This window comes from Acidobacteriota bacterium (assembly GCA_040756905.1).
GTDB lineage: Bacteria > Acidobacteriota > Aminicenantia > JBFLYD01 > JBFLYD01 > JBFLYD01.
In genome coordinates, this window is the sequence record JBFLYD010000038.1 from 17852 (window position 1) to 39596 (window position 21745).

The following is a 21745-nucleotide window of genomic DNA, read 5'->3' on the forward strand; positions in this document are numbered from 1 at the left end:
ATAATCGTTTTCTTTAGTGTGCATTTCTTTTTGCCCCATTAAAATAAAAATTCAGAATCTTTCCTGCAATCGGAGCTGCATTTTCTCCTCCCTTCCCAGCATGCTCTATTATTATTGCAATTGCAACTTCAGGATTATCTTTCGAAGCAAATCCTGTAAACCAGGAATGGGGAGTAATTCCTGTAGTAAATTCATTTTTATCCTTGATTATTTTTGAAACCACCTGGGTTGTTCCTGTCTTTCCACAAACATCAAATCCAGAAAGCCTTGCTCTTGCTCCTGTACCAGAATCGTTTACTGAACCCCACATCCCATCTATTATGTATTCAAAATATTCTTTATCTATATCTATCTCCTTTGGGTTCTGTTCAAAATAAAACTTTTGAAATTTATTATTCTCATAATATCCTCTTGCAACATGAGGAACTATTTTTTTCCCCCTGTTCGCTATTGCTGATACAAAATTTACTATTTGGATCGGCGTCGTAAGAATATATCCCTGACCGATGGAAATAGAAATTGTCTCTCCTGAATACCAGGGTTCTTCAAGATACTTCATTTTCCAGGAAGGGTCTGGAACCAATCCTGCCCTTTCGCCGGAAATATCAATTCCTGTGTATTCTCCAAGTCCAAATTTTTTTGCATATTTCTTGATTTTCTCAATACCCAATCTTTTTCCAGTTTTATAAAAATAAACATTACAGGAATGCTTTATTGCTTCATAGAGATTTAAACTCCCATGTCCCAATTCCTTCCAGCAGCGAAAAACTTTGTTTCCAGATTGATAAGAGCCAGAACAGGATATCCTCTCATCAGGATTTATTACTTTTTCTTGAAGTCCTGCCAGAGCTATAAGCAACTTAAAGATTGAACCAGGAGAATATTGTCCCTGAATTACTCTATTATAAAAAGGATAGTTCTCATCGGAGATGAAATTTCTCCAATCGGCCTCTGAAAATTCTGAAACAAATAAATTAGGATTAAAACCAGGAGAAGAAGCCATTGCAAGGATTTCCCCATTTTTAGGATTAATTAAAACTATCCCGCCCTTTCTATTCTCTAAATACTTTTCCACTTCATTCTGTAGGTCTATGTCAATCGTAAGAACCAGATCATTCCCTTTTTCAGGCTCCTTTCTTTCCAGTTCTTCAATAATTTTTCCTTTTATATCAACAGCATAATCAACCCATCCATCTTTACCTCTTAAAATCTTATCATACTGTTTTTCTAACCCCATTTTTCCTGTAAATGAGCCTGCTTTAATGTCTTTTGTTTTTGATATTTCCTCCGGGAATGCCTCTCCAATATATCCAAAGATATGAAAAGCAAGGGAGTTAAAAGGATAATTTCGAACCGGTTCTATTTGAAATTCTAATGGAAAAAATTCATCTTTTCTTGCTTCCAAAAAGCTCACCTTTTCAATTGGAATGTCTTTCTTTAAAACAAGCGGTAAATAATAAGGAGTCTTTCTTGAATTTAATATTCTATCAATAAAACTTTTTTTCCTGACTTCAAGAATGTTGGAAAGATTATCAATGTAATTGAATAATTCTGACATTCTATCTCTATCGATTGTTAAATTAAAAGAGGGTCTATTATCCACGATAACTCTTCCATTCCTATCATAAATAAAGCCTCTTGAAGCCAGGATATCCACCCTTCTTATTCTATTTATCTCCGCCAATTTCAGATAATTTTTATGGTCTACAATCTGAATCTTCCAGTAAAATATCAAAACAAACAATAAGGCAATGGAAACTATGTATTTTACAATGTTTATTCTCTTGAGCAAAGATGTCAAGTCTTCAGAATAATTTATTTTTTCCATTTCCCGATCAAATAAAAAACGAATCCCCCCAGAACTGCTGTTATAAAGGGTTGAAGCAACAATATCTTTCTTTCGGTCACACTGATTTTCAAATTTATCAAATGCAAAACGGACAGATAAATAAGAAGTTCTGTTAAGACTCCAGTTAAAATTATTAAAAAATAGCTTAAATAATTCCTTGTAATTATCCTGGATGAAATTTTAGAGATTAGATAACCCATAACTCCTTTTGAAAGCCCACTTACTCCTATTATTCCCGTTGAAAAGGAATCCTGAACTAATCCAGCTATTGTGCCAAGAGAAGTGCTTAGTATAGAATTTATATTCATTGACCAGTGAACAACAAAAATAGAGAGGAAATTGACCAGAAAAAACAGGTTATAATTTAGTTTAGAGACAGAAGTTTGAAACACAGATGCCAAAAGTAATGTTAAACCTATATATATTATCCGTTTCATTTAAAAATCACTAAAACTTCTTCGAGTTCTTCATAAACGAAATATGGCTTTACAGAAATTTTTTTAAACAATGAATTAGTGTTCTCAACCTTCACGACTCTTCCGATTTTTATTCCTTTTGGAAATATCATGTCATATCCAGAGGTTTCCACTTCTTCATTTTTTCCCATGGAATGGATATTCCTGATATAATTAAGAGAGCATTCATACGAACCAGTTCCTCCAAGAATTCCGATTATGTTTTTATCTTTTATCTTTGCTCCTACCGCTGAATTTTTGCTCGTGGCAAGCTGAACCTTTGAATAATTCTTTCCAATAGGCTCAATTGTTTTTCCAACCAGGTTTCCATTATAATCAATAACACATTGATTTTTTTTTATTTTATCGTTTAAGCCTTTATTTATATAGATATTCTCAAAAGGATTTGAAGGATCTATCCCTATTGTCCTTGCTCTAACATATCCAGAGAAAATATTCTCTCCAGATAGATTGACGGCCTTTTCTGTCTTTATCTGTCTTATTTTTTCCTCAAGATCAAGATTTCTAAATTTTAATTTTAAATTTTCCTCCCTTAATCTCTTGTTTTCTTCATGAATTTTCTTTAACAGGAGATATTCATTCACAATTCCTCGGGTTTCAGAAATAAGCTCGTGAAATAGATTATTAACTGGAGTAAAAATGGCAAAAATACTCTTCTCAAAAAAAGAAGCTCCGTTTCCTTTAGGAACCTGAATCGATATTAAAACTATATTTATCAATACAATCAGTAAAAGAAAATAGCCATCTTTTACTCTTTTTTTAAAAAAAAGTTTCATTTTTAACTAATCAGGGATTGGTGTGCTGTCCATAAATATCTTGGTAAATAAAGAATTTCTCCTAAAGCACACTGAAGGGGTATGGGGAAGAGGCTTCCCCATGTCTGGGGGGTGCTCAGCGAAGCGTCTAAGGAGATCTTTCTCCCATAGGGAAAGTGTCATGTCACAATAATATAACGAAAGGTATTTAAGTGACATGACACTAGTGTGCTGTCCCATAAATATCTTCGTAAATAGAGAATTTTTCTTACAGCACACTGAATTAATCTAGTGCTATTCTCTTTAAAAATTCAATGTTCTCAAGCATTTTACCGCTTCCGATAACAACAGAAGCTAAAGGGTTATCTGCTATGAAAACTGGAAGGTGGGTCTCTTCCATTAATCTCTTATCAAGTCCTTTTAGAAGGGAGCCTCCTCCTGTGAGTATTATACCTCTATCTACAATATCAGCTGATAATTCAGGAGGTGTTTTTTCCAGTGCTATCTTAACAGCTTCAATTATTGCTTCCAGTGTGTCTTCCAGAGCCTCCCTAACCTCTTTATCATTAATTACAACTGTCTTTGGAATTCCATCCCTGAGATCTCTTCCCTTTATTTCCATACTCATTTCTTCTTCTAATGGGTAGGCAGAGCCGATTTTAATCTTTATCTGCTCAGCTGTCTTTTCTCCTATTAATAAATTGTATTTCTTTTTAACAAACTGAACTATTGCTTCATCCATTTCGTTGCCGGCAATTCTTATGGCTTTTGAAAATACAATTCCCCCTAAAGATATTACTGCTATATCAGTGGTGCCTCCTCCAATATCAACAATCATGCTTCCTACTGGTTCTGTTATTGGAAGGTCTGAGCCAATTGCAGCAGCCATAGCCTGATCAACGAGATATACTTCTGAGGCCTTTGCCTTAATAGCCGCATCCTTAACTGCTCTTCTTTCGACTTGAGTTATTTCCGAAGGTATTCCAATAACTATTCTCGGTCTTATCCATTGATTTTTATTTCTTGCTTTCCTGATAAAATAATCCAGCATCCTTTCTGTAATCTCAAAATCAGCTATAACCCCATCTTTTAAAGGCTTTATAGCTAAAATATTTGCAGGGGTTTTCCCCACCATCTCCTTTGCTTCATTTCCGACTGCCTCGATTTTTCCGTTATTTTTATTAATCGCTACAATCGATGGTTCATTGACGACGATGCCTTTTCCTTTTAAATATATGAGAGTATTGGCGGTTCCAAGATCAACAGCTAAATCACATGTTAATTTACTTATTAACCACTCAATGATTCCCATTCATTTTCTCTTATAATAAAAATATAACTTTTTATTTCTAATCATAAAAGATACAAAATGAATATACATAAAAAAAAATTAATTTTCAAATTTTTTAGAAATTAAACAGGAAGAGAGGAAGAAAATTGATTTATTTTAAACAAGAGGTCAATTATCTCCTGAGCGAAGGAGATGGCTAACCCTTACTAAGAAATTATTATGTTTAAAAGGTCTTCTTCGATAGTTTTTTCTGGAGTTTCAATTATTCTACCTTTTTCTTTTCCATCGATGTAAACAATGAAAGTTGGAACTTTTAAGATGTTTTTATCTTTTATTAAATACTCTGGTTCTGTTTTTCCTCTTGATATTCCAAAATATTTAACTTTAATCTTTTTATTGCTAACAAGATCAATTACTTTTATAAAGGAACATACATGTGTTTCACTATCAGGGCACCATGTGCCTAAAATGACCTCAATAAGTATTTCTTTTTTTACATCCTTAAGTTGATTTACTATCTCTTGTTTTGGAACATATATCTCTGAAATTTCTTTCCAGAGTGGAAATAGATCAAAAATTTCTTCTTTTGAAGTTTCTCCGATTATATCTTCCTGCGGAATTAAAAGGGAGAATAATATTAAAAAAATACCTATTTTAAAAAGGCAATATCTCATTCCTGAAAAATTTCAGGAACAATTCCAAGTACTTCTATTCCAGCACCTTTTGCTATGTCTATTATCTTTATCACTTCTTTGTATGGAAGCCTTGAATCAGCTCTTATAAATATGGTTTTATCAGCTCTTGTGGCATATAACTCTTTCAAATACTGAGCTAAAGCTGCTCTTTGAATAGGTCTCTGGTTTACATCAATATTCAGATCCTTTTTTAAGGTAAGAACAATCGTTGATGCTGGAACTGCTGTATCAGAACCTCCTGTTTCTGGAAGTTTAACATCGATTCCTTTCTGGACAAGAGGAGTTATAACCATAAAAATAATCAGAAGTACTAAGAGAATATCACAGAGAGGAACAACATTGGGTTCAGATTTAACTTTACTTGTAGAACCTACCTCCATTGCCATAAATAATTCCTCCTTTCAAATTGTCATTTTTTCAAAGTCTATCTATTTTGTCAATTATTTTTTCTAATCTTTTCCAGATGAGAAATTGCCTCTGATGCAGACTGAAACCTATCTTCTTTCCTTTTCTCCAAACATTTAAGAATGAAAAAATCAATTTCCTCCGGTACATCACTCCTTATCGAACTCGGTTTATCAGGCGGGTCAAAAATGTGTTTGTATAAAACATTATCTCCTGAAAACAATGGTTTTCCTGTGATCAGATGAAATAAAGTGGCACCTGATGAATAAATGTCCACTCTCCTATCAATTCCCTCTCCTCTTATCTGTTCTGGAGCCATGTAAAGAGGAGTTCCTGTTATCATCCCTGTCTCGCCTTTTTTATATTCTGATAGAATTATTGCAAGACCAAAATCCATTACTTTGACCTGATTTTCTTTGGAAACCATAATATTCTGAGGTTTTATATCTCTATGGATTACATTTTTATTGTGAGCATAATTAAGGGCATGGAATAAATTCAAAGATACGAAGAAAAACTCATCGAATGAGATGAAATTTTTTTCTTTCAATAATTCCTGCATGGTTTTCCCTTCAATATATTCCATCGAGATAAAGTAATTTTCTTTAAACTTTCCTACATCGAATATTGTGACAATGTTTGGATGATTCAAAGCCGCCGCAGCTCTTGCCTCCAAATAAAATCTCTCGATTGATCTTGAATCCTCAAGATTTTCTCTCTTGAGAATCTTGAGAGCTACAACTCTTTTCAACAGTAAATCCTCAGCCTTATATACTGTTCCCATCCCACCTTTTCCTATCCTTTGGATTATTCTATATCTTTCCTCTGTCTCTGGAGTCTCTATCAGTTCTTTAACTTCTATTGTTAAATTCATAAGATTTTCTAATCTCTCCCTTACATCTTTAAAATTATAATCTTTATTAAGAATTTTCCGGTATAGCTCAATTGCAGTGTTATACTCTGACAATTTTTCACTGCAGATACCAAAGTGGTAAAAACTCTCTAAATTTTTTTCTGAAATTTCACTATTCTCTAAAATTTGTGTAAACCTTTCAAATGCTAATTTATATTCTTCTCTTTTAAAGAATATCTCAGCAATTAATCTCTGAGCTTCATCATAATTTTCATCGGTTGATTTAACCCGCTGAAAAAATTCAAGAGCTTTTTCTTCATCTCCTGTATTTAACGTTAACTTTCCTGCCTCGAAATAATTTCCAGCTTTTCCATACATCTCTTCAGCCTTTGCAAAATCTCTTAGCTCAGCATAAATTTTACCAGCGCTCTCAAATTCCTCGGCAAGTTCAAACATCTTGGCTGCCTTATGTTTTTCCCCGGCCTTAAAAAAATTCTCAGCTGCTTTTACATAATTTCCCAACAACTTATACAATTCTCCTGATTTATGAAAATCGTTTGTAACTTCATAATCTTCAGCAGCCCTTACAAGATCTCCAGCCTCTTCAAAATGTTTAGCTGATTCTGAATAATTACCTTCCTCATAAAAATGCCTTGCTCTCATTAAATGGGACCTTTTTAATTCATCGGCTTTTTCATAACACTCAGCAGCTTTCAAAAACTTCTCTTTCTTTTCCCATAGTTCAGCTGCTTCCTTCCACATGTTTTTCCTTTCCAAAAGCTCTGCAAGCTCCTCATTTAATCTCTCTTTTTCTAAAAGAGAAATCGCTTTCTTTACATTTCCAAGTTTTTCCCACGTTTTCGCTGCTTTTATCAGATGGACTTTCTCTGATTCATCCAAAATCTCTCCTAATTTTTGATTTTTTATATGATAAAAATTTCTCTCATAATTCTCAGCGGCTTTTTCAAGCATCTGAGCTTTTTCATAATAAATTGCAGCATCTTCATAATTTTTAAGACTCTCAAATATCTCTGCCACCTTTCTGAAATTCTTAATTTTAAGGAGCAAATCTAATGCCTCTTTATAAAACCTTCCTCTAATGTAAATCTCAGCTGATTCTTCAAAATCAAGGGAAGTTTTTTCAGGTTTCAAAAGAACCATTGAAGCTGCCTTTGAATAATTCTCTGCCTTTAAATACATCTTTTTTGCTTCATAGTATTTTCCGAGTTTTTCATGCATCTTGGCACATGCATTAAAATTTTTTGCCTTTAAATAACATTCTGAGGCTTTCTCGTATCTTCCGATTTCCTCATATATCATCCCTGCTCCATAGAAATTTCCCAATTTTTCTAATCTTTTAGCTTCAGTTATTTTAGATGATGTATCAGTAGAAAAAATTCTAAAAAATATTCTCAAGAAAAGGGAAATAAATCTGATTAAAATTATAAGGAGAATGGCATAAATTGCATATTTTATGTAAATATTTTGTGAAATAAAATTAAATAACTTAGAAATATACTCCATTTTTGATTTTCATTTATGATCTCTAAGAAATTATCACTCTCTATCTTCTTCGTTTGGCTTCTTTAAAAATGCAAAAAACAGTGCCTGACCCCATTTTTTGCCATTTTTTTGCATCTTCGGTTTAATTATCATCATTCTTTTTTTCTTTTTTCCACCAATCAGGTGGATAGCACCACCAGAAATGTCTCCTTCTAAACAAAATCGAAAGACCGAGAGCGATTAAAATAAGAGGCCATATTATCTTCCATGCACTTCCTGAAATATAACCTAAATTTTGTAACAAAAATACAGCTCCAATAATTACTAAAAATATACCGGCCAGCATTTTCTCTCCTTCCTCGATAATTTTAATGCAAAATTCGGAAATATACAAAAAAATACTAAATTCATAAAAAAAATTTTTCACTCTAATACAAACGAATTAAATAAATTGACATGTAGGGCATGGCTTTAGCCTTGCATTAAGCAACCCCCGAATCAACCCATGAAACAAGTTCAGGGCAAGGTTTGGGGCAGGCTCTGAAGGGTTGCCCCAAATTATTTATTGCATTTGTATTAATTAATACATCAACCTATATTTAATTAATTTTAATTTTAGAAAAAAATTAATAAAGGAAATTTATAATTATCAAATTTATTCAATTTTCTACCTTTATTACCAGCTTTTTTAAAGCACGTAGATTTTTTAAATTTGACACTAAAAAAATTTATATGATATTTGCAAATTCACGATGAGAGAATATCTAAAGTTAAGCATGAATAATCTGATTACTGCTCTTTCAAATGCTCTGGATCTTTACAAGTCAGAACTTCTTATATCAAGCCATCATAAAAGAGTCACAATAATTGCTCTCAAAATAGCGGAGTATTTTAGATTGAGCGATGGTCAAAGGAATGATTTATTCTTTTCAGCAATCCTCCATGATTTAGGAATTTCAACTCATAAGGAAAAAATTTCAATGTATCAATTTGAATTTAAAATCCCAGAACCTCATTGTATTAGAGGCTATGAATTAATAAATTCCACGAGAATTTTAAAGCCTTATTCTAAATTTATCCTTTATCATCATGACAGATGGGATGGCAAAAATAAATCAGGATTAAAAGGAAATAAAATTCCATTGGAGAGCCAGATAATACATCTTTCAGATAGAATAGAGATTTTAATAAATTATGATTCCTATGTTTTAGAACAAAAAAATTCAATCAGAAAAAAGATTAAAAATTATTCAGAAAAATTATTCAATCCAGAATTGGTTGATTCTTTCATAAAAATTAGTGAACAAGATAGTTTCTGGTTTGACCTCGCTTCTCCTTACCTGGATGATATTCTCTCTCAATTAAGCAGCGAATCGAAGATAATAATCGGATTAAAAGATTTAAAAGAAATAGCTTTGACTTTTGCTAAAATTGTGGATGACAAGAGTGAATTCACAAAGAGACATTCAGAAAAAATTGGAAAAACAGCAAGAATAATAGCATCTAAATTGGGTTCATCCCAATTAGAGTGTGAGCTGATAGAAATAGCAGGGCTTTTGCACGATCTTGGCAAACTTTCAATCCCCGATGAAATTCTTGATAAACCATCCGGATTAACTGAACAGGAATTTAACATAATGAAAAAACATAGTTACTATACTTACCATATTCTGGGAAAAATCGAAGGCTTTGAACAGATGAAAGAGTGGGCTGCATTCCATCATGAAAAATTGAACGGTGCCGGATATCCCTTTAAAAAAGATAAAACAAATTTATCTTTATTTTCAAAGATTATGGCTGTAAGTGATATATTTAATGCTCTCACCGAAGAAAGACCATATCGAAAAGCATTGGACAAAAATGATGTATTCAAAATTATGGATGAAAAGGTAAAAAAAGAAGAAATCGATGGGAATATAGTTAATGTCCTCAAGAATAATTACGAGGAAATAATCTCTAAAATTAAGAGAAGCTAATACAAAGCAATAAATAATTTGTAGGGCAACCCTTCAGGGTTGCTTGATGCAAGGCTAAAGCCTTGCCCTACATGTAAAAATATTTTGTGCGTTTGTATTAGTGTGCTGTCTCATAAATATCTTTATAAATAAACAATTTCTCATAAAGCACACTGAAGGGTTATAGGGAAGGCTTCTTCCCTGAACATAGGAGGGTGGTCGGAATACATATTCCGCACCCTCCTACATGCACCATTCTGGTGCATGCAAATAGATGATTTAAATTTAAATAAAAACCTTTTACACACTGCCTTAAGAGAAGTGATAGTACCTTAGTTGCATAAATTAGCGTTTCATATTTGTCATTCCTGCGCCCATTTTCATGAGGGTAAACCCCGGCAGGAATCCAGTAAAATCAATAGATTCCCGCTTAAGGCCTGCGGGAATGACAGAACCATAAAACTTATGCAACTTAGTACTTGGAGCCTTTCGGATAAAAGAGAAGTGATTAATTCTCCTGATATTTCAGTTCTCCGAAAGGCTCCCATGTGCTGCTCAGCGAAGCGTCTAAGGAGATCTTTCTCCCATAGGGAAAGGGTTGTGTCACAGAAGAGCAACAAAAGGTAATTAAGTGACACAACACTGGCATAGATTTTTATGCGAGGAGATCTGAGCGAAGAGGATAGTTGACCTATTAATTTATATTGAATAATGAATAATGAAGATCTGACCCCTAATTGGAAAAAGAAAAAGCGTCTCCTATTTTCCAAGATTTAAGGTTATTTTTCAGTTGAATCATTTGAAAAATTGCATCTTTCTCTTTTATTCTTATTTTACAGTAGTGGTATGTAAATCCTTTTTCTCTGAAAATATCATTTTTATCCCGTTTTACCAGATAAGGAGGAGCTCCTCCGCCAGCTGAAACTACATAATTAATTCTGTTATTTACATACCTTTCATAATTATGCTTGTGAGCTGCAAAAACAATATCTACTTTTTTAAAGTCCTCCTGAGCGTAACTTTCGAACAGTTGCGCCAATTTCTTTTCAGCTTTCCTCGCTCCACCATGGGTAGTCTTTGTATAAGGTGGATGATGCATGGCCACAAACAAAAAATCTGAGTCTTTCTTTTTTAGTTCTTCTTTCAGCCATCTGGCCTGGGCACTTTCAGGAGAATGGTCAGTCATTGTATCAAGGATTATAAATTTGCAATTCCCATATACAAAAGAATACCATCTTCTCTCCTCAAGAAATGGAAATCTTTTAAAATAACTCCTGAGTAATTTTGAAGGTTCTCCTCTCTCCTGAAACATCACTCTGTATTCGTGATTCCCAAGGACAGGGTAAAAAGGAATTCCATTCTTAATAATCTCACCATCAAAAGCATCAAATATTTCCCATTGATGCTCATCACTGTATGTAACCATGTCACCTAAATGGATGACAAAAGATGGCCTCTCCTCAATAATCTTTTTGACAACTAAAGTCTTTTGAATTCCTGCAAACTCTCTTGAATCACCATAAACAATGAAAGTAAAGGGATGGGTGACCTCTTTCTTTTCAAATATTTCCGAGGATTTCTGTTCATAAGCCGGATAGAAAAACTCTGGATAAAAAACATTTAGAAATTTATCAACATAGGAAAAAACTGGAAATTTATACTTATAAGCAATTCCACCAGCTATAAACGATAAGATTATTACAGTTATTAAAAGGAGATTCTGTTTTATTTTTTGTTTCATGGCACTATAGCTTAATCCTCAGAAAAACAAGATGTCAAGGTTGCATTAAAATCCCAATATTTGTAATATGAAAAGAATGATTGGTGATGAAAAATATCGAATAGGTATTGATGCAGGTTCTCTTTATTTAAAAATAGTGGTCATCGATGAAAAGGGAAACGTCTTAGAAAGTTTATTTTCACAACACAAGGGAAACCTGATAGAAACTTTAATCTGGTTGCTTAACGAACTAAACTTAAACAAAAATTCATTGATCGGAATGACAGGAGAATTCCCGGAACATCTTCTGGAGAAAGCCCGGATTAATCCAATAAATCCATTAAAAGCTGATGTTACTGCAGTAAGGAAGTTATTTCCCTATGTAAGAAATATAATCAATGTGGGAGGATGTTCTATCAAATTTATTCAGTTCAATGAAAAAGGTGAGTTTTTAAACTTTGGAATCAACTCATTATGTGCATCAGGAACCGGCTCTTTTCTTGATCAACAGGCAGAGAGACTGGGAATAAAATATGAGTATTTAAAAAATTTCCCTTCTTTCCCGGATCCGCCTACTATATCCACAAGGTGTTCAGTCTTTGCAAAGACTGACCTTATCTCAAGGCAACAGGAGGGATTTTCCAGAGAAGAGATGTGGTCGGGCTTATGCAGGGGAATGGCCTATAACCTTTTGAATACATTACTAAAAGGAAAAAAACTTAATAGGCAAACAGTTATCATAGGCGGAGTCTCTCTAAATTCAGAAATTTTAAGATGGTTGAAGAGTCAGTACAGCGATCTTATCTTTACCTGGAAAAATGGTCATTTGGCAGGAGCTATAGGATCAGCTTTATTGGCTGATAAGGATTTTTCTGATTTTTTGTCTCTTCTAAAAAATGATGGAAAAGAAAAAAGAATTTTTTTAAAATCAATACGCCCTGCTTTGTTACTTATCAAATCTAAATATCCCTACTTTGAAGAAGAAAATCTTTTAATTGATGATCTTTCCAATGAAATAAGAATAAATAAATGGCCTGAGAAAAATACAATCGAAGTTTATATGGGAATTGATGTAGGCTCCACATCCACCAAAGCTGTATTAATTGATAAAGCGGGCAATATCCTGATGGATATCTATAGAAAAACAGAGGGAGACCCTGTTCAGGCTGTGAGAAATCTCTTTATTGCTATTGAGAAAATCTCAAAGGAGAAAAAAACTTCCCTAGAATTTTTGGGTGCCGGAACCACTGGATCGGGAAGAAAGATGATTGGTTTAATAACAGGAGCTGACTTTATTATAAATGAAATTACTTCTCACTTAAGGGGAGCATCATACATTGATCCAGAAGTTGAAACAATCTTTGAGATAGGAGGACAGGATTCCAAATACACAAGGGTAAAAGATCAGCTTATCCATGATTCCAATATGAACTATGTTTGTGCAGCAGGGACTGGTTCTTTTATTGAAGAACAGGCAAAAAAGCTTGGTTATGAAGTTTCTCAAATAGGCGATCTGACATTGGGAACTGCTCCTCCATATACCTCTGACAGATGCACAGTTTTTATGGAACAGGATATTTTTAAGCTTTTAAAGGAAGGGTATACAAAAAAAGAAGTAATGGCTGCAGTCATGTATTCAGTTGCACAGAATTATTTGAGAAATGTGGTTGGAAATAGACACATTTCAAAAAAGATATTCTTTCAGGGAGCAACAGCCAGGAACAAAGCATTGGTAGCAGCCTTTGAAAATATTTTAAACAGGGAGATTTCAGTACCATCTCATTGTCATGTAATGGGAGCGTATGGTGTTGCCCTTATAGCTAAAGAGAGTAGGGAGAGAAAAGAATTTAAATCAAAATTTAAAGGTCTGGATTTAGCAAAAAGAAAGCTTAGCTTTTCAAATAAAAATTGTGGTTTATGTTCCAATAACTGTCGAATAACTTACGCCCATATCGAAGGAGAAAAAGAGACTCCATCCTGGGGATATATGTGTGGAAGAGAACCATGGGATACAAGGAAGAAATTGCCTGAGAATTTTTATTTATTCCAGCAAAGGAATAAATTTTTCTTTAAAGAACGAAATCATAACAGAAAATTAAAAAATACTCACACTATAGGAATACCAAGGAGCTTGAGCACCTATCTCTATTATCCATTTTTTAAAGAATTCCTTCTCGCTCTGGGATTCAATGTTCGACTTTCGCCAGTAACAAATCCTGATATAGTAAAGAGGGGTTGTGAACTCTCTGGAGCTGAAACCTGTTTTCCTGTAAAAATTTCCATTGGCTCGAGCTTTGAATTTTTTAAGGACAGGAATGTCAATTTTGTCTTTATCCCTCATATGATAAGTGCTGAGCCCAATCCGAAGACAACAAATAGTCTTTTCTGTCCCTATCTGGAGGCTGCACCTTCTCTTATACAGAGCAGCATTCATCTCCAGGGTCTAAATTCGGATAAGATATTGAGTCCGGTTTTTGATTTTAGACTTAATATTAAAGAGAGTGCTGAAAAAATTTATAAAACAATCGGAGAAAAATTAGAGGTAAAAAAGGAAGATGTATTTAAAGGTCTGATAAGAGCAAAAAAAACTCAGGAAGATTTTGAAAAAAAGATCAGAGAAAAAGGAACTGAATTATTAAAGGATCTTGAGGAAAAGGATGAAATAGGAATTGTAATACTGGGAAGACCGTATAATATATTTGACCAGGGAATTAATTTAGATCTTCCCTATAAGATATCCCAGTACGGGTATAAAGTAATTCCTCTTGACTGCCTTCCTGTGAGCAGAGAAGAGATCGATGATTATTTCTCCAATATGTACTGGGCATGGGGTCAGAAAATTCTTGCTGCAAGTAAATTTATAAAAAATCATAAAAACCTTTTTGCCGTATATTTAACGAATTTTAACTGCGGTCCAGATTCTTTTCTGCTGAGCTACTTTGAAACGATTTTAGAAGGAAAACCCTTTTTAATCCTTGAGATCGATGAGCACGGTGCTGATACAGGATACATAACCCGAATAGAAGCCTTTCTTGATGTGTTAAGAAATTATAAAAGAGGAAAAGAATCTTTGGAATTTTCTTATAAAGAGCTTCATAATAAATCAATAAAAGAAAGGAAGCTCTGGATTCCCGCCATGCATCCCATTGGATCCCAGCTGTTTGCTTCAGCTTTCAGGAGATATGGTTATATGGCTGAGGCACTTTCACCTGAGAATAAAGAAGCTTTTAATTTGGGGAGATCTCTTTCAAGGGGAAGTGAGTGTCTTCCCATGGCTGTGACTTTAGGAAGCCTTGTTTTTAAATTGAAAGAAACAGGCTCGGATGGAAAATATGATGCTTTCTTAATGCCTAAGGCTGATGGACCCTGCAGATTCGGTCAATATGCTACTCTTCATAGAATCATTCTCGATAAAATAGGTTATAAAAATCTATATATTGTGTCTCCCTGCGCATCCAATGTCTATATGGGGTTTAACCAGAGTTTAAGAAAATTATTGTGGAGAGCATTCCTTATCTCAGATATTCTCTATAAGTTAGCGTGTATGATAAGACCATATGAAGTTTATAAAGGAGAGACCGATAGAATACTGGATGAGGAAAAGAAAAGATTTGAATTTGCCTTTGAGAAAGACGGGAATTTAAAAGAAGAGCTCAAAAAATCAATCAGAGCTTTTAAAAATATAAAAGTAGATAAATTTAGAAAAAAACCTCTTGTTGGCATAGTAGGTGAAATATTTGTAAGATGCAATATTTTTTCCAATGACAATCTAATAAGATACATAGAAAAATATGGAAGTGAAGCATGGCTCACCTCCTCTGCTGAATGGATTCTCTATACTTATTACATGCAGAAATGGAGAGCTAAGGAAAAGAGATTAAAATTTATGGAAAAGCTTAAAACTTATCTAAAGAATAAGTTCATAGTCAAAGATGAAATGGTATGGTATGAATTAGGAGGAGATTTAGTAAGAGAAAGACATGAACCATCGATCGAGAAGATTCTTGAAGAAGGAATGAAATACGTTCCTTTAAATTTTGAAGGAGAAGCTATATTAACTGTAGGAAGGGCAGTTCACTTTGCCAAACAAGGTGTTAATTTAATTGTGAATGTATCACCTTTTGGTTGTATGCCGGGGTCAATAACCTCATCAATTTTTCAAAGAATCCAGAATGAAACAGGAATTCCAATAGTGAACATATTCTATGATGGTGAAGAAGGCCAGAATAAACAGTTAGAAATATATCTATCCCAGCTATAAAAACAACTACTTCATTTGCATTTTTTAGGTTCTTAATTTAAAATAAAAAAGAGGAAATTTGGCGCGATAAAGATGGCGATTAATTTTGGAGTTGGCTTAAGTAAGCTGAGGGATTCTTTTCAAGCAGGAAAGCAAGCAGCGGAGAAAGCATTGTCTCAAATGGGTGAAGAAACTCCCAACCTTACAGTAGTTTTTTCTTCTATTCAGTTTGATCTTCCAAAACTATTGAAAGGAGTTAAATCAATTATTAGTAAGGCTCCCTTGATCGGATGCTCAACCGGGGGTGAAATAGATTTTTCAGGAGGCCACAAAGGTTCTGTAGTAGTAGCTACTTTAAAATCTGATAAAATAAAAATTATCACTTCTAAATCTGAAAGAATCAGTCAAAATTCTCGTAAGGCTGGAGAAGAGTTAGCTAAATCTTTTATTTCATCAATACCCGAACGAGAAAGAGGAACACTTATTGTTTTCCCAGATGGATTAACTGGGAACGGAACTGAGATTATTCGAGGAATTTACGATATCTTAGGCGCAAATAGAAATATTATTGGCGGAGGAGCTTGTGATGAATGGAAACTTAAAAGAACATATCAATTTTTCAATGATCAACTACTTTCTGACTCTATCGTTGGCGCTTATTTAGATTCTAATATAAAAATTGGATATGGTGTTAAACACGGTTTTAAACCTTCTGGTGAACCAATTTTAGTTACCAAGGCCAAGGGTAATATATTACAAGAATTAAGCAATAAACCAGCAGTCAATGCTTATTTAGAATATTTCAATTTAACCCTGAATAAAGTCGGGCTTGAAAAATTGGGAAGAATGAAAGAAGCTAATTTTTATCCATTGGGAGTTCCAGAAATGAGAGATGAATATCGTATTATTCATGTAATAGACAGAAATCCTGATGGATCAATAACCTGCGCTTCAGAAATTCCAGAAGGTTCTATTATCAATATAATGGAAACCACAAAAGAAGAGCTTTTAGATGCCGCTCGGGAAGCAGCCATGCAAGCAGTCTCTATGGTGAAAAAAAGAAAAATTAAAGCCGGGCTAATCTTTGATTGCATTTCTCGACCCTTGATCTTGAAAAAAGACAACCAAAAAGAGATAGAAAGTGTTAAAGAAATCATAGGAGAGGATGTTCCGTTAGCAGGCTTTTATACATATGGTGAAATAGGAAGATGCCCTGAGACTGCTGGTCGTCCCATTTTTCACACAATGACTGTCGTGGTATGTGTTTTAGCAGAATAACTTTATAGATTATAGTTTATATACGTTAGGAAAGAAGAAAATGAAGGAATTAGCAACTGAAAAAATAAAAGAGTTGGAAAGGAAACTCACCCAATTATCCATTCTCTACTCAATTGCTTCTTCTATAGGTGTTTCTACTGATGAGGAGGAAGTTTTAAATTTAGTTATCGAGAAGGCTATGGACAATTTAAGTCCAGAAATAGGAGTTATCTTTCTGGTTGATCCCGATAAAAAAGAATTGTCAGCAGCTGTTTCCCGGGGAATAAACATAGAGAATATAAAGAAAAATAATATTAAACTGGGTGAAGGAATTGCTGGCACTGTAGCCTTAAAAGGAAAGCCAATTGAAATAGAAGATATCAGTAAATCAAGGGCAATCGATTCGTTTCTTCGACCCTTTCCTGTAAAATCTATTTTTTGCTATCCAATTAAAACCAACAAAAAAGTATTGGGTGTAATTCATCTCAGCAAATTCAAAAAATTTTCCCTTACCCAAGAAGAAAGATGGATATTAACCATCATTGCTAACCGTGCAGGAATAGCTATTGAAAGTGCTAATTTATATAGAAAACTTCAGGATTGGAGTAGAACTTTAGAAGAAAAAGTTGAACAAAGGACTAAAGAAATACAATTCCAGCTTGAACGAACAAAAGCACTGGAAAAGGTCGCCTTTCAAATAAGCGCTGAAATGGATCTTTCCAGATCTTTACCTCTGATTGGAAAAGAAAGTGCAAAGATCCTGAATGCAGACAGATGGGCTATTGTTTTTGTGGATGAGGTAACTAAAAAGCCTAAGTTTGTATATTCCGAAGGATTGTCCAGAGAATATATGATAGCTGCCATCAAACATTATAAAGAAATACCTGGAGGGAAAGTTATCGAGACTCAAAAACCAATGTTTATTCCTGATGCTTTCCGAATCCCTCCATTAAAAGAATTAGCTACCCAGGAAGGATATAAATCCGTAAATATCATTCCTTCTAACTACCATGGAGAGATTGTAGGAGGGATAATTTATTATTACGATAAAATAAAAGAATATTCTGAGCTTGAAAAAGAGTTAGCCATAGCTTTTGGTGAGCTGATAGCTGTTGCTATTGCTAATTCAAAACTTTTTGAAAAGCAAAGAGAAACCATCAAACAGCTAAAAGCAATAAATAAAATGGGGAGAACTATTATAACTTCTATCGAAACCAGAAATTTATTTCAGCAGGCTGTTAATTTAGTTGAAAATATTGCTCACTATCCTTTTGTTTTTCTTTTGTTAGTCGATGGAGAATCAAATGAATTAGTTCAAATAGCCAGAGCAGGAAGACTCCAGAGAAAGGTTCCCTCTGAATACAGACAAAAGATAACCGAAGGGATGATTGGTCAGGCTGTTACTACTGGGAAGATTCAGGTTTCAGGAGATACCAACTCCTACCCTTATTACTTAAGATATTTCCCTGAAGTAAATTCTGAAATTTCTGTTCCAATTAAAACTAAAGATGGAAAAGTAATTGGAGTTTTAGATGTCCAGAGTGAAAAATTCAATGCTTTTGGAGAAGACGAAATAGCAACTATCCAGACTATTGTTGATCAAATCTCGGTTGCTTTAGAAAACTTGAAACTTTATAAAGATTTAGAAAAACGAGTAAAAGAATTATCCACTCTTTATCAAACAGGTAAGAGCATTACCAGTTTATTAGATTTAGATAATGTTCTCAATCAAATTCTCGCCATCCTCAAACAAATTGTTCCTTTTTATGCTGGTGGAATCCTTCTTTTTAACCCTTCTCTAAATGCATTAGAAATAAAAGCTTCCCTTGGGCCAAAGATAAGGAGTTTAAAAAGATTGGTCATAAAACCAGGTGAGGGAATCACTGGCACAGTCTTTCAAACAAAGAAAAGTATTATTGTTTCAGATGTAGAGAAAGATTCAAGATACATCCCTGGCCACCCCCATATCCGAAGTGAGATGGCTTCACCTCTTATATATCAGGATAAGGTCATGGGCGTTATAAATGTGGAAAGCAAAGAGATTAATGCTTTTAACGAAGATCATCTTAGAATTCTTAACTATTTTGCTACTCAAGCAGCGATTGCCATCGGAAATGCTCTGCTTTATGAAGAGATAAACCGAAAAGCAGAGGAGATGAAAGTCTTGTATGAGATTGGAGCTACTTGCTTATCAACATTGGAGTTAAACAAATTGTTGAAATTAATCTCCAAAAAAGTAATGAGAGTAATGAATGTTAATACCTTTTATTTATCTTTATATGATGAAAAGAAAGATGAGATTTTCTTTCTAGTTCTCATAGATAAGGGAAAAGAATTAGAGCCATTTTCTGTAAGAGTTTCAGAAAAAAGTGGCCTGACAGGCTGGATTATCCGTAACAAAAAACCCATTATATTCACAGACTATGAAAAAGAGAAGGATCAATTACCAGCAGAAGTAAGAATTATTGGTATGCCTTCCCAATCCTATTTGGGAATTCCTCTTATAGTTAGAGATAAAATAATTGGGGTAATATCTATTCAGAGCTATAAAAAAGGCATATTTGATCAGGGTCATAAAGAACTTCTCACTTCCATTGCTAATCAGGTTGCATTAACCATTGAAAATGCTGAGCTATTTAAAAATTTGGAAAAAACTTATAAAGACTTGAAAGAAAGCCAGAAACAATTGCTTTTAACGGAAAAATTACGGGCTTTAGGAGTAGTTTCTGCAGGCGTAGCCCATGATTTCAATAATATCTTGGGAGCAATTTTAGGTCGAGCTCAACTTTTAAGTCAACAGACTAAAGATAAAGAAGTGCTTAGAGGACTTAAAATAATTGAAAAAGCAGCTTTAGGCGGAGCAGAAATTGTAAAAAGAATTCAGGAATTTGCTAAAGTTAAGCCTGAGGAAATTTTTGAGCCAGTAAATATAAATCAAGTTGTAGATGATAGTTTAGCTTTAACTAAAGTCAAATGGAAGGATGAATCAGAAGCTAAAGGAATAAAGATAGACATAAATAAAAAATTAGAAGAAGGACTTATGGTAGATGGCAACCTTTCAGAGCTAAGAGAAGCTATAACTAATATTATTTTAAACTCAATAGATGCTTTGCCGGGAGGAGGACAAATTTCAATTGAAGCAAAATCTGATGGAGATAAAGTATTATTAGAAATAGCAGATAATGGTATAGGAATGTCCCATGATGTGAAAGAGAAAGCATTTGATCCATTTTTCACGACTAAGGGAGTAGAAGGAACGGGTCTGGGTTTGAGTATTGTATATGGAATAATTCGCAGGCACAAAGGAGAATTAAAAATTGAAAGTGAAGAGGGAAAAGGAACAACTATTTTTATTTCTTTACCTAAGTCAAAAAAAATAAAAAAAATAGAAATAAAAGAATTTCCTAAAAAAGAAATCCCTCCTTTAAATATATTAATTATCGATGATGAACCCTACATCAGAGAATTGTTATCCGATATTCTTACTCCCCATGGCCATAAAACAACCCTGGCTGAATCTGGCAAAGAGGGAATTGAAAACTTTCAAAAGGAAAAGTTTGATTTGGTTTTAACAGACATTGGAATGCCAGAAATGTCTGGCTGGGAGGTAGCTAAAAAAATAAAATCGATAAACCCAGAAATAGTAATAGGATTTATTACTGGCTGGGACATGCAATTTACCCCAGAAGAACTAAAGAAAAGGGGTGCTGATCTTGTCATATTTAAACCGTTCAAAATAGAACAGATCTTAGAGACTATTTCCAAATCGATAGAATTACGCACCAGTCATTCTTAAAAGGGCCTTCTTGCCCCCTGGTAAAGACTTTTCCAATATGGATCAGAAAGCCTCGATATCTGAACCACTGGTTTTTCATGGGTTGTTGAATGAATGAATTCCTTTCTACTTATCATAATTCCCACATGGGTTATCTTATCAATTGATTTTCCAAAGAATACAAGATCTCCCTTTCTTTCCTTTCCCTTAGGAACTTCCATAAGACCACTCCTTTCAAACTGGATATTGGCATCTCTCAAAACCTCAATCCCGCTCAACCTACAGATAAGCTGGGTAAATCCTGAACAATCAAGACCAATAGGTGTCGTTCCACCCCATAGATAGGGAATACCGAGGAATCTTTTTGCAAGATTTATCATTTCATCCGATGTTATCCGCCTTTTTTTCTGAGAGGCATCTTTTATAATTCCATCCCCTTTCTGAATCCATCCTTTCTCTCCGGAAGGAAGATTTATCTCACACCATCTTTCTCCCCAATTTCCAGCCTCTAAGATTGAACCAATGGGAGCGAATGTAAGGGGCTTATGTGTTGTGACGTTCTCATCCCTGTATATGTAAGCAATGAGACTCTTTACTTCAAAAACTTTCCCTTCTCTTGCATATAATCTTTCTTCCTTTTCGAAAACTCTTATAGAGGAAGCTTTCATCCATCCCTGGTATGTATCAGGCGTTTCTATCAGAAACCATTCTTCCCCTTTTTCATTATTTTCTGATTTTATAATCTTCACATTTGTTCCAATTACTGCCTGACTCACCACATCTGCCATTTCATCAGGTCTACTGTGCATATTCTCCACACTCTTTATCACAACCCCCATCTTTTCCGTTTCTTCACCCGAAAAAAGATATAAGAAAGGAATAAATATTAAATAGAGTATTTTAATTTTTTTCATCAAAGCCTCCGATTGCTAATTATAACATTAACGAAAATTTGTAAATATGATTCTCAT

General features: G+C 34.0%; 14 protein-coding genes. 4 read left to right on the forward strand and 10 right to left on the reverse strand.

All coding sequences use genetic code 11. The annotated features are described in order from the left end of the window. Nucleotides 1–13 precede the first annotated feature (13 nt). From mrdA to AB1410_06225, 8 genes are all read right to left on the reverse strand, one after another. Nucleotides 14–1828, reverse strand: a complete 1815-nt coding sequence (mrdA, locus tag AB1410_06190) for a penicillin-binding protein 2 (protein MEW6456284.1) — start codon at nt 1826–1828, stop codon at nt 14–16. Continuing rightward, a complete protein-coding gene (gene mreD, locus AB1410_06195) occupies nt 1816–2286 on the reverse strand; it encodes a rod shape-determining protein MreD (GenBank protein MEW6456285.1) in 471 nt (156 codons plus the stop codon). The genes mrdA and mreD overlap by 13 nt, the downstream gene beginning before the upstream one ends. Further along, on the reverse strand, nt 2283–3101 hold the full coding sequence (gene mreC, locus AB1410_06200; GenBank protein MEW6456286.1) for a rod shape-determining protein MreC: 819 nt from the start codon (nt 3099–3101) through the stop codon (nt 2283–2285). Before mreC ends, mreD begins: the two co-directional genes overlap by 4 nt. Nucleotides 3102–3363: 262 nt before the next feature. After that, entirely contained in the window at nt 3364–4392 is a 1029-nt protein-coding gene (locus tag AB1410_06205; GenBank protein MEW6456287.1) for a rod shape-determining protein, read from the reverse strand. Between the two features lie 185 nt (nt 4393–4577). Continuing rightward, entirely contained in the window at nt 4578–5045 is a 468-nt protein-coding gene (locus AB1410_06210) for a thioredoxin family protein (protein ID MEW6456288.1), read from the reverse strand. Next, on the reverse strand, nt 5042–5452 hold the full coding sequence (locus AB1410_06215; GenBank protein ID MEW6456289.1) for a biopolymer transporter ExbD: 411 nt from the start codon (nt 5450–5452) through the stop codon (nt 5042–5044). Before AB1410_06215 ends, AB1410_06210 begins: the two co-directional genes overlap by 4 nt. 50 nt (nt 5453–5502) lie before the next feature. After that, nucleotides 5503–7848 carry a protein kinase gene (locus tag AB1410_06220; protein MEW6456290.1) on the reverse strand — a complete coding sequence of 782 codons (2346 nt, stop codon included), beginning with the start codon at nt 7846–7848 and terminating at the stop codon, nt 5503–5505. A gap of 121 nt (nt 7849–7969) precedes the next feature. Continuing rightward, nucleotides 7970–8173: a DUF5668 domain-containing protein gene (locus AB1410_06225; protein ID MEW6456291.1), complete on the reverse strand. Its 204-nt coding sequence runs from the start codon at nt 8171–8173 to the stop codon at nt 7970–7972. Nucleotides 8174–8579: 406 nt separating this feature from the next. On the opposite strand from AB1410_06225, the gene AB1410_06230 reads away from it, so the two are divergent. Next, nucleotides 8580–9803, forward strand: coding sequence for an HD domain-containing phosphohydrolase (locus AB1410_06230; GenBank protein ID MEW6456292.1), 1224 nt, complete (start codon nt 8580–8582; stop codon nt 9801–9803). Between the two features lie 712 nt (nt 9804–10515). Here the strand turns inward: AB1410_06230 and AB1410_06235 are convergent. Then, nucleotides 10516–11523 carry a metallophosphoesterase gene (locus tag AB1410_06235; GenBank protein ID MEW6456293.1) on the reverse strand — a complete coding sequence of 336 codons (1008 nt, stop codon included), beginning with the start codon at nt 11521–11523 and terminating at the stop codon, nt 10516–10518. A 76-nt stretch (nt 11524–11599) separates the two neighbouring features. On the opposite strand from AB1410_06235, the gene AB1410_06240 reads away from it, so the two are divergent. The 3 genes from AB1410_06240 to AB1410_06250 all read left to right on the forward strand — a co-directional run bounded on the left by AB1410_06240 (nt 11600) and on the right by AB1410_06250 (nt 20795). Then, the gene (locus AB1410_06240; GenBank protein MEW6456294.1) at nt 11600–15763 is read left to right on the forward strand and encodes an acyl-CoA dehydratase activase; all 4164 of its coding nucleotides are present in this window, start codon (nt 11600–11602) and stop codon (nt 15761–15763) included. Nucleotides 15764–15835: 72 nt separating this feature from the next. Further along, nucleotides 15836–17020, forward strand: a complete 1185-nt coding sequence (locus AB1410_06245) for an FIST N-terminal domain-containing protein (protein MEW6456295.1) — start codon at nt 15836–15838, stop codon at nt 17018–17020. 40 nt (nt 17021–17060) lie between these two features. Beyond that, the gene (locus AB1410_06250; GenBank protein MEW6456296.1) at nt 17061–20795 is read left to right on the forward strand and encodes a GAF domain-containing protein; all 3735 of its coding nucleotides are present in this window, start codon (nt 17061–17063) and stop codon (nt 20793–20795) included. Here AB1410_06250 and AB1410_06255 read toward each other — a convergent pair. After that, nucleotides 20792–21688, reverse strand: coding sequence for an SH3 domain-containing C40 family peptidase (locus AB1410_06255; GenBank protein ID MEW6456297.1), 897 nt, complete (start codon nt 21686–21688; stop codon nt 20792–20794). The two genes, AB1410_06250 and AB1410_06255, sit on opposite strands and share 4 nt — an antisense overlap. Nucleotides 21689–21745: the final 57 nt, after the last annotated feature.